Genomic DNA, 6376 nt, shown 5'->3' on the forward strand with positions numbered 1-6376 from the left:
AATCCTAAAAATCACAATTCACCGCTTTCCATATTTTCGATCATTGGAAATTTCCCGGGCCCATTTTTTTCCGGCCTGGCCTGCTTGTTGCTGCGGCAGAATTTCTCACGGTGATCTCCCATCAGGGCACGCAACTCGCGGATGCTCAGATCGCTCACCTCGTGCATCCGGATCAGCAGCATTGCACCTACCGGGAAACGGCGATGGCGGATGTAGCTGAGGACCGGCGGCCCGACTTCGAGCAAGTACGCCAATGCCGCGTCATTTTTCAAATCAAGCTTTTCGATCAATGCATCAAGCAGACGATTCGGATCGTAAGTTGCCTGCTCGTTGAGTTTGATGCTGGTGCGCACATCTGGGACAGTGGTGCTGTTCATTATTAATTGTTTTCCCTGCTATAACAAAAACATCTTCGGCTGCGCCAGCGGAATCAGATAAAGACTCCCGCTCTCGTGTCTGTTCCGTACCAAGACGCCGTGCATCGGCCCGGGCAGCGCGGCAGAGCGTTCGAAAAGTTACCCTGGCAAACGCCGCGAAAATTTTCCACGGTTATCCATCGGCCTGGCTTTTCAAAAACGGAAAGCGCTTGATCGCAGTTGACAGTGGAATCCAAGAAGCTCGATGAAATAACAATGTTTAACTATTAAATACGCGACACGTCCCATTCCATGCATTACCGCCCTCAACCAGGTTGTCCGGCTTCAGGGAAATCGCGATTGTTACCTCACGATTTGCTTACGCCTGGCGCACACGTGCAATCACAATCGCCGCAATAGCGCCACGATCATCGTGTATCTGGATTTTTTAGAGCGGTCGATTATTTTCCTGCCGGCATCGCCGGCTTGTCTTGGGCGCCATCAGCTATCGCGGCACACGCTCCAGGCGGTAGCCGCCCCCATAGACCGAATGCAGCCGGTAACCGTTTTCCGGCCGCAGCTGCAACTTGCTGCGTATGCGTGAAACGTGCGTGTCGATGGTGCGGGACGGGGTATTGATATCGCGCGACCAGACTACTTCCAGAATCTGCGCGCGCGAAAGCAGGCAATCGATATTGTTGAAGAAGAATAGCGCCAGCTCGAATTCCTTTTGCGTCGCATCGATCGGCTTGCCGGCCAGTGTCAGGAGGCCGGAACGCATCTCGAATGCATAATCGCCGAATACCATATTCCGGCTTGTGCCTTGGGCAGGATACGCGCGCCGCAGCATGGCCTGCACGCGCGCCGTCAATTCGCCGGGACGGATCGGATTGACCATGTAGTCATCGGCGCCGGCGTCCAAGGCTTCAACGATGTCGTCTTCACCGGAACGGCTGGTGACGAACAGGACCGGCAGCGTCACGGAAAGCTTGTCCCGCACCCAGCGCAGCACTTCCAGCCCGCTCAGGTCCGGAACCTGCCAATCCAGGATCAGCATGTCGTAACGTTCCTTATCCAGCTGGACCAGGATCTCCTTGCCGTTCCTGAACGCGTGGCAAACGTGTCCGCAGGCGGTGAGTATTTCGCAAATTAAACCGGCCTGGCTGGGATCGTCGTCAAGGACTGCTATTTTCATATCGTTCTAATATCTCCGCGCCTATTGTCGGTGGATTGGCAGACGCTGGAAATACGAAAAAACAAAGTATTTGACGATGATGTTTAAACAGCGGCGATCAATGATCGATAAATGTCATGCGGAAGTGTTTTCGCGCCGGGTTGCATCACTCCAGAATTGGCGCCGGACTTCGCTGCGCCGCCAGCGCACGCAGGTCGCCGGCAACCTGGGCCAGCACCGGATCCCACTCGCCGTAGCGTTGTTGCCGGTACAGTCTGGTCGCCGGGTACCATGGACTGTCGGTCCTTTCCAGCAGCCACAGCCAGCCGGGATTGACATCGAGCAGCACCCAGGCCGGCACGCCAAGGCTGCCAGCGAGGTGCGCCACCGAAGTGCAGACGGTGACGACCAGGTCAAGATTGCACATCATTGCCGCGGTATCGTCGAACGAGATGAATTCAGCGCTATGGTCGACCAGTTCAAGGCCCATGCCCCTGGCCAGCGCGACTTCTTCCGGCGCTTCCAGCTGGAGATTGTAAAAATCGATTTCCGGCATCGCCCCGAATGCTTGCGCGCAGGACCGGACGTCGATCGCCCGCAGCGGATTGCGCTGATGCGTGCGGCTGCCGCTCCAGGCCAGCCCGACCCTGAGCTTGTCGTGCCCGCCGAGACGCTGCCGCCATTGCGCCGCCAGCGCCGCATCAGCCTTCAGGTAGGGTATGTCACGGCCCAGGTCTTCCAGGGTAATGCCAAGCGCCAACGGCAGGCTGCATAGCGGCAGGTGATAGTCAAACTGAGGCAAGGACTGGGTATCGTGCGGAACAATCTCCTCCGCATGCATGCCCATCGTCCGGCTGAACAGGGAAACCAGTTCAGCGAAGCAGCAATAAACCAGCCGGCCCCCGCCTTGCTTTACGCGCTCGGCGATCTGCGGCAGGAACCGTACGAACTGCATGGCATCGCCGAATCCTTGTTCGCCCCAGACGAAGAGCGTCTTGCCGGCCAGGTCCTGGCCCTGCCATTGCGGCTTGGCGATGCCATGCTTCAGATCGCGCATTTCCTGCGATCCGGCCCAGCGCGCTTCGTAATTGATCCAGCCTTGGCGATAGTCTCCGCGCAGCAGCTGGATCATGGCCAGCGACCAGGTGACCCCTGCATTCCCGGGGGCGCAATGGACGGCGCGTTCCGCCATTGCCTGGGCGTTGTCCCAGCATTGCAGCTCTTTCAGGACATTCGAATAAGCCTGCATCGCGACCGGATAATCCGGCGCCAGCGCACGCGCGCGTTCAGCCGCGATCAAGCTCGCATCCAGTTGCCGGTATCTCAGATAGACATCGGACAGGTTGGTCCAGGCTAGCGCATTGTCGGGCGCGTCGCGAATTGCATCGTCCAGCAGCCGCTTGGCTTCGTCGTAGTTTCCTGTCTCCATGCATATCGCCGCTGTGTTGTTACGCAGCATAGGCAAAGACGGATCCAGTTCGCCGGCATGGCGGTAAGCATCAAGTGCGGCCGCATAGTCGCGCCGGTTGTGCAGCACCAGGCCGAGCAAGAACCAGTTCATGCCAATTTCCGGCGCCCGCTCGCAAAGATACTGCGCGACTTCCCTGGCCTGTTCAATCCGTCCCAGCGCAAGCAGGACATTGACCCACTCTTCCCGCCAGCTCGCAGCTTCCGGCTGCGCCAGATGCGCGCGCTCATACCATATGCGGGCGTCTTCAGGACGGCCCAATTCTCCATTCAGCCGGGCCAGGTCGAGCATGGCGCCTGCAAATCCAGGCGCGCTCGCCAGCACGCCTTCCAGCGTGCTGGCCGCTTCGTCATGACGGCCGCGCAAGCGCAATACCTGGCTCAGGCGCAAACCCGCTTGCGGATCGCCAGGAGATATTGCCTGCCATTGCGCGATGGCCTGCGCCGCGGCGATCAGATCGCCGCACTCGAGAAATGCATCAACAAGGGCAGGAAAGGCAGCGGTATCGTTCATAAATCCGGGGGAACGGCTTATCGCAGGCTGGCAGGAAACGTTCAATGCCTACCCCGGCCGGCAATCCGCTTCGTGCTCATGAATCCGCCGGATCGCCACTCCGGTTTTTTGAAAATGTGAATCAAGGCGTGCCTGTTTTTGCAATATCTTCGCATTCCTGCCGATTCCAGTAAGTGCTGCGAAGCAGCTTGCCGTCGTCGTATTGCACCTGGTATTGACACGTGACGATCTCGCCGCCGCGCCGGAAATGGAAAATATAGTTCCAGGTCTTCACGCCAAAAACGCCTTCGCTGAAGTGCGGCGATCCCAGCAATTCACGCACCTGGTTTTTTGTCAGGCCGGGAGCGACATTGCGCAGGTTTTCAAGCGATACGAAACTGCCTTCCTGCAGATAGGCAGAGGCAGGATCCGGGAAACTGACGGCTTCATCTTGCGCCGATGCAGCGCAGGCGGCCGTCAACAGCGCGCCTGCGAATGCAGCTGTGCGCATGCCGCGCAGCGTGTTCGATTGTTGTTTCATCTTTTTCTTCCTGCAAACGCGTTGAACTGCTTGACGCCATGGCTTGTCCGATTCGGCGCAAGCCATGGCTTTCATCGTTACCACTGGAAGCCGGCGCCTACCACGGCTCCCGTCTTGCCGCGGCTATTCGATGTTGCGGCAGCCTTATAGACCCAGCGTCCATTTTCGGAAACCGTCGATATGCCCAGCGCCAGTCCGGTCTGCCCTTGATAAGTACTGCCCGCCAGCGACACCATGTTCTTCCCGGGCGAGGTTGGCTGCGGCAATCCGGCAACAGCCATCGCCGCGGCAGTGCCGCCGTCGGCGTCATGCCGATTGGAATCGACCGTATTCTGCAGGCCCTGGACACGGCTGTCGGTGTACTGGTTCGATTGCGTCACGGCATTGCCAATTCCTGCATTCATCTGCGAAACATTGACCGCGTCGGTAGGATTGACCCCCGCAGCGACATTCGTGACGCGGCGCTCGTTGCCGGCGGAACCTACCGACATCGTGTTGGCTTCGTTCGCTACCGAATTGGCGCCCACCGCAACCGAATTGCTTGCCGTCGCCTGCGCACCCGCGCCAACTGCCGTGGCGTTAGCCGCAGTTGCAGTAGCAGCCGCGCCCAGCGCGGTTGCGCCGGCAGCATTGGCCACCGAACCCTGGCCTGCCGCGGTCGAATTCTGGCCGGTAGCGACTGCGTTGGTGCCTACCGCCAGCGAATTGGACCCTGCTCCGCCGACAGCGCCGGCAAACACGTTGCCTTCACTGGAAGCAATCGGCGACCTGGCAGCCGCAATTGCGGTGGAAGCCGAGGTCGCCAGCGCTGTCACACCACTGTTGATAGTACTCAGCCCGGTTGACAGCGAAGTGATGCCGGTCGAAGTCGATGTCGACAACGATGTTACGTTGCTGTTGGCCGTGCTCAGGCCTGTTGAAGTCGAGGTCGACAGCGAAGCAATTCCGGTCGAGGTGGAGGTCGACAGCGATGTTACGTTGCTGTTGGTCGTGCTCAGACCGGTCGAAGTCGAGGTCGACAGCGAAGCAATTCCGGTCGACGTCGAAGTCGACAGCGATGTTACGTTGCTGTTGGTCGTACTCAGGCCGGTTGAAGTCGAAGTTGACAGCGAAGCAATTCCGGTCGAGGTGGAGGTCGACAGCGACGTTACGTTGCTGTTGGTCGTGCTCAGGCCGGTCGACGTCGAAGTTGACAGCGACGCCACGCTGCTATTGGTCGTGCTCAAACCGGTAGAGGCAGACGTTGACAGCGACGCTACATTGCTATTGGTTGTGCTGAGCCCCGTTGACGTCGAGGTCGACAAGGAATCCACATTGCTGTTGGTCGTACTCAATCCAGTCGAAGTCGAGGTCGACAGCGATGCCACGCTGCTGTTGGTCGTGCTGAGACCCGTTGACGTCGAGGTCGACAACGAATCCACGTTGCTGTTGGTTGTGCTCAGGCCGGTCGAGGTCGATGTAGACAGCGACGCCACACTGCTATTGGTTGTGCTGAGCCCCGTTGACGTCGAGGTCGACAGCGAATCCACGTTGCTGTTGGTCGTGCTCAAGCCGGTAGACGTAGACGTTGACAGCGACGCCACGCTGCTGTTGGTCGTGCTCAGTCCGGTCGAGGCCGATGTAGACAGCGACGCCACGCTGCTGGTGGTTGTACTGAGGCCGGTTGACGTCGAGGTCGACAAGGAGTCGACATTGCTGTTGGTCGTGCTCAAGCCAGTCGAAGTCGACGTTGACAGCGACGCCACGCTGCTGCTGGTTGTGCTGAGGCCCGTTGACGTTGAGGTCGACAGCGAATCCACGTTGCTGTTGGTTGTGCTCAAGCCGGTAGACGTAGACGTTGAGAGCGACGCCACGCTGCTGTTGGTTGTACTGAGACCGGTTGACGTCGAGGTCGACAAGGAATCTACATTGCTGTTGGTCGTACTCAATCCAGTCGAAGTCGAGGTCGACAGCGATGCCACACTGCTGTTTACCGTGCTCAGACCGGTCGACAGTGAATCGACATTGCTGCTTATCGTGCTCAAGCCCGTCGAGGTCGAGGTCGACAGCGATGCCACACTGCTGTTGGTTGTGCTGAGACCGGTTGACGTCGAGGTCGACAGCGAATCCACGTTGCTGTTGGTCGTGCTCAAGCCGGTAGACGTAGACGTTGAGAGCGACGCCACACTGCTGTTGGTTGTACTCAGGCCGGTTGACGTCGAGGTCGATAACGAATCGACATTGCTGTTGGTCGTGCTCAAACCGGTCGATGTCGAGGTTGACAGCGATGCCACACTGCTGGTGGTTGTGCTGAGACCGGTTGACGTTGAGGTCGACAAGGAGTCGACATTGCTATTGGTCGTGCT

5 protein-coding genes are annotated in these 6376 nt (G+C 58.7%); all 5 read right to left on the bottom strand.

The features are described from left to right. Positions 1-11: 11 nt before the first annotated feature. Entirely contained in the window at positions 12-377 is a 366-nt protein-coding gene (locus BM062_RS22980; protein WP_092401474.1) for a hypothetical protein, read from the bottom strand. A 484-nt stretch (positions 378-861) separates the two neighbouring features. Then, positions 862-1551, bottom strand: coding sequence for a response regulator transcription factor (locus BM062_RS22985; RefSeq protein WP_092401477.1), 690 nt, complete (start codon positions 1549-1551; stop codon positions 862-864). A 145-nt stretch (positions 1552-1696) separates the two neighbouring features. Next, a complete protein-coding gene (locus BM062_RS22990) occupies positions 1697-3511 on the bottom strand; it encodes a tetratricopeptide repeat protein (protein WP_092401480.1) in 1815 nt (604 codons plus the stop codon). A gap of 121 nt (positions 3512-3632) precedes the next feature. Then, entirely contained in the window at positions 3633-4031 is a 399-nt protein-coding gene (locus BM062_RS22995; protein ID WP_175501133.1) for an outer membrane protein assembly factor BamE, read from the bottom strand. A 77-nt stretch (positions 4032-4108) separates the two neighbouring features. After that, on the bottom strand, positions 4109-6376 hold a 2268-nt coding region (locus BM062_RS25375; RefSeq protein ID WP_217647640.1), incomplete at its 5' end, for a YadA family autotransporter adhesin.

This window comes from Collimonas sp. OK412 (assembly GCF_900112135.1).
GTDB classification, from domain to species: domain Bacteria; phylum Pseudomonadota; class Gammaproteobacteria; order Burkholderiales; family Burkholderiaceae_D; genus Collimonas; species Collimonas rhizosphaerae.

What these genes read in the sequence shown, in the direction of transcription:
- BM062_RS22980 (WP_092401474.1), bottom strand. Translation starts at nt 377, where the DNA reads ATGAACAGCACCACTGTCCCAGATGTGCGCACCAGCATCAAACTCAAC.
- BM062_RS22985 (WP_092401477.1), bottom strand. Translation starts at nt 1,551, where the DNA reads ATGAAAATAGCAGTCCTTGACGACGATCCCAGCCAGGCCGGTTTAATT.
- BM062_RS22990 (WP_092401480.1), bottom strand. Translation starts at nt 3,511, where the DNA reads ATGAACGATACCGCTGCCTTTCCTGCCCTTGTTGATGCATTTCTCGAG.
- BM062_RS22995 (WP_175501133.1), bottom strand. Translation starts at nt 4,031, where the DNA reads ATGAAACAACAATCGAACACGCTGCGCGGCATGCGCACAGCTGCATTC.